At 53.2% G+C, this 3,281-nt stretch carries 1 tRNA gene and 2 rRNA genes; all 3 read left to right on the top strand.

Annotation, left to right across the window (positions count from 1 at the left end):
• Positions 1-42 precede the first annotated feature (42 nt).
• The 3 genes from BRX37_RS25930 to BRX37_RS25920 all read left to right on the top strand — a co-directional run bounded on the left by BRX37_RS25930 (position 43) and on the right by BRX37_RS25920 (position 3,281).
• Positions 43-2,834 (top strand): 23S ribosomal RNA (locus BRX37_RS25930).
• A 143-nt stretch (positions 2,835-2,977) separates the two neighbouring features.
• Positions 2,978-3,092 (top strand): 5S ribosomal RNA (gene rrf / locus BRX37_RS25925).
• Positions 3,093-3,204: 112 nt separating this feature from the next.
• Positions 3,205-3,281, top strand: a tRNA-Met gene (locus BRX37_RS25920).

Genomic DNA, 3,281 nt, shown 5'->3' with positions numbered 1-3,281 from the left:
GGCAAATGCTACCCAGTATTGTCGTTGGTGGTGTGGACTCTCAAGCGTGAGGTAAGGGCATCTGGTGAATGCCTTGGCATGTACAGGCGATGAAGGACGTGGCACGCTGCGATAAGCGTGGGGGAGCCGTGAGCAGGCTTTGATCCCGCGATTTCCGAATGGGACAACCCACCTTCACCATTTAATTCCGTTGTCGGTTTTCCGGCCGCGTAGTTAAATGGGAGAGGTATCACTAAGCTGAATAAAATAGGCTTTGGTGAAGCGAACCCGGAGAACTGAAACATCTCAGTACCCGGAGGAAAAGACATCAACCGAGATTCCGTTAGTAGTGGCGAGCGAACGCGGACCAGGCCAGTGCCTGATGTTTAATTAGCAGAACGATCTGGAAAGTTCGGCCATAGCGGGTGACAGCCCCGTATGCGAAAATGAAACATCAGGACTTGAGTAGGGCGGAGCACGTGAAACTCTGTCTGAACATGGGGGGACCACCCTCCAAGCCTAAATACTCGTACATGACCGATAGTGAACCAGTACCGTGAGGGAAAGGTGAAAAGCACCCCGATGAGGGGAGTGAAACAGTACCTGAAACCGGATGCCTACAAGCAGTGGGAGGGTCCTTGAGACCTGACCGCGTACCTCTTGCATAATGGGTCTGTGACTTAGTGTATCAAGCAAGCTTAAGCCGTTAGGTGTAGGCGCAGCGAAAGCGAGTCTGAATAGGGCGCCATAGTTTGATGCATTAGACCCGAAACCCGGCGATCTATGCATGACCAGGTTGAAGGTGCGGTAACACGCACTGGAGGACCGAACCGTTCAATGTTGAAAAATTGTCGGATGAGTTGTGCTTAGGGGTGAAAGGCCAATCAAGCCGGGAAATAGCTGGTTCTCCGCGAAATCTATTGAGGTAGAGCGTCGAATATTTGCCGTTGGGGGTAGAGCACTGGATGGATGCGGGGGTCGCGAGATCTACCAATTCTAACCAAACTCCGAATACCAACGAGTCTAGTTCGGCAGACAGACGGCGGGTGCTAAGGTCCGTCGTCAAAAGGGAAACAGCCCTAACCTACAGCTAAGGTCCCCAAGTCATCACTAAGTGGGAAAGCATGTGGGATTTCCAAAACAACCAGGAGGTTGGCTTAGAAGCAGCCATCCTTTAAAGAAAGCGTAACAGCTCACTGGTCTAAATAAGAGATCCTGCGGCGAAGATGTAACGGGGCTAAAGTGATGCACCGAAGCTTAGGGTTCAGTCTTTGACTGAGCGGTAGCGGAGCGTTCCGTAGGCCGTTGAAGCGGAAGGGTAACCGACCGTGGAGGTATCGGAAGTGCGAATGCAGACATGAGTAGCGATTAAGAGGGTGAGATGCCCTCTCGCCGAAATTCCAAGGGTTCCTGCTTAAAGCTAATCTGAGCAGGGTAAGCCGGCCCCTAAGACGAGCCCGAAGGGGGTAGTCGATGGGAACCACGTTAATATTCGTGGGCCTGGTGGTGTGTGACGGATGCCGTAAATTGTTCGGGCTTATTGGATTGCTCCGGGCAGTGAAGGGGTCCCAGGAAATAGCCCCACCGTATAGACCGTACCCTAAACCGACACAGGTGGAATGGTAGAGTATACCAAGGCGTTTGAGAGAAGTATCCTGAAGGAACTCGGCAAATTGCCTCCGTACCTTCGGAAGAAGGAGGCCCCATCTTAAGGCAACTTTTGATGGGGGGCACAGGCCAGGGGGTAGCGACTGTTTAGCAAAAACACAGGGCTCTGCTAAGTCGGCTTCAAGACGACGTATAGGGCCTGACGCCTGCCCGGTGCCTGAAGGTTAAGAGGAGGAGTGCAAGCTCTGAATTGAAGCCCAGGTAAACGGCGGCCGTAACTATAACGGTCCTAAGGTAGCGAAATTCCTTGTCGGGTAAGTTCCGACCTGCACGAATGGCGTAACGACTTCCCCACTGTCTCCAGGATATGCTCAGCGAAATTGAATTCTCCGTGAAGATGCGGAGTACCCGCGGTTAGACGGAAAGACCCCGTGCACCTTTACTGCAGCTTCAGAGTGGCATTAGGAAAGAACTGTGTAGCATAGGTGGGAGGCTTTGAAGCATTGACGCCAGTTGATGTGGAGCCATAGGTGAAATACCACCCTGTTGTTTTCTGATGTCTAACCTCGCACCGTTATCCGGTGCAGGGACCCTCTGTGGCGGGTAGTTTGACTGGGGCGGTCGCCTCCTAAAGAGTAACGGAGGCGCGCGATGGTGGGCTCAGGACGGTTGGAAACCGTCTGTTAGAGTGCAATGGCATAAGCCCGCCTGACTGCGAGACTGACAAGTCGAGCAGAGACGAAAGTCGGTCATAGTGATCCGGTGGTCCCTCGTGGAAGGGCCATCGCTCAACGGATAAAAGGTACGCCGGGGATAACAGGCTGATGATTCCCAAGAGCTCATATCGACGGAATCGTTTGGCACCTCGATGTCGGCTCATCACATCCTGGGGCTGGAGCAGGTCCCAAGGGTTTGGCTGTTCGCCAATTAAAGTGGTACGTGAGCTGGGTTCAGAACGTCGCGAGACAGTTTGGTCCCTATCTGCCGTGGGCGTCGAAATTTGAGAGGAGTTGACCCTAGTACGAGAGGACCGGGTTGAACATACCTCTGGTGTACCTGTCGTCACGCCAGTGGCGCAGCAGGGTAGCTATGTATGGACGGGATAACCGCTGAAAGCATCTAAGCGGGAAGCCTCCCTCAAGATAAGATTTCATCGAGCCGTCGTAGACCACGACGTTGATAGGCTGGATGTGGAAGTGCGGTAACGCATGGAGCTAACCAGTCCTAATTGCTCTGTTCGCGCTTAAGAGTCCCACCATCAACGACAATGCTGGAAACAGCTAAGACGCTGATGGCGTGGTTTTAAGCCAGCCCAGATATACGAACATACAAACTCCAAAATTGTGCACGGTATCGATTAAAAACCCGCAGTTATGCGCCTGCTTCATTGCTTGGTGACCATAGCGTCTGTGACCCACCCGATCCCATCCCGAACTCGGCCGTGAAACCAGTCTGCGCCGATGGTACTATTGCTCAAGCACTGGAAGAGTAGGGCGTCGCCAGGCATTGAAGCACGCGCATAGCAACGGATCAAAAACCCATCACAATGTTACAAAATAGGGCGGCCCGCAAAGCCGCCCTTTTTGCATGTCAGGGCCACACAAAAACGCCCAGTGTCGCGGGATGGAGCAGCCCGGTAGCTCGTCAGGCTCATAACCTGAAGGTCGTAGGTTCAAATCCTACTCCCGCAACCA

Origin of the sequence: Sphingomonas sp. S-NIH.Pt3_0716, assembly GCF_003950715.1 — a bacterium.
GTDB classification, from domain to species: Bacteria; Pseudomonadota; Alphaproteobacteria; order Sphingomonadales; family Sphingomonadaceae; genus Sphingobium; species Sphingobium yanoikuyae_A.
The sequence above is the reverse complement of the archived record's forward strand: the minus strand, read 5'-3'. Positions and strand labels throughout refer to the sequence as shown.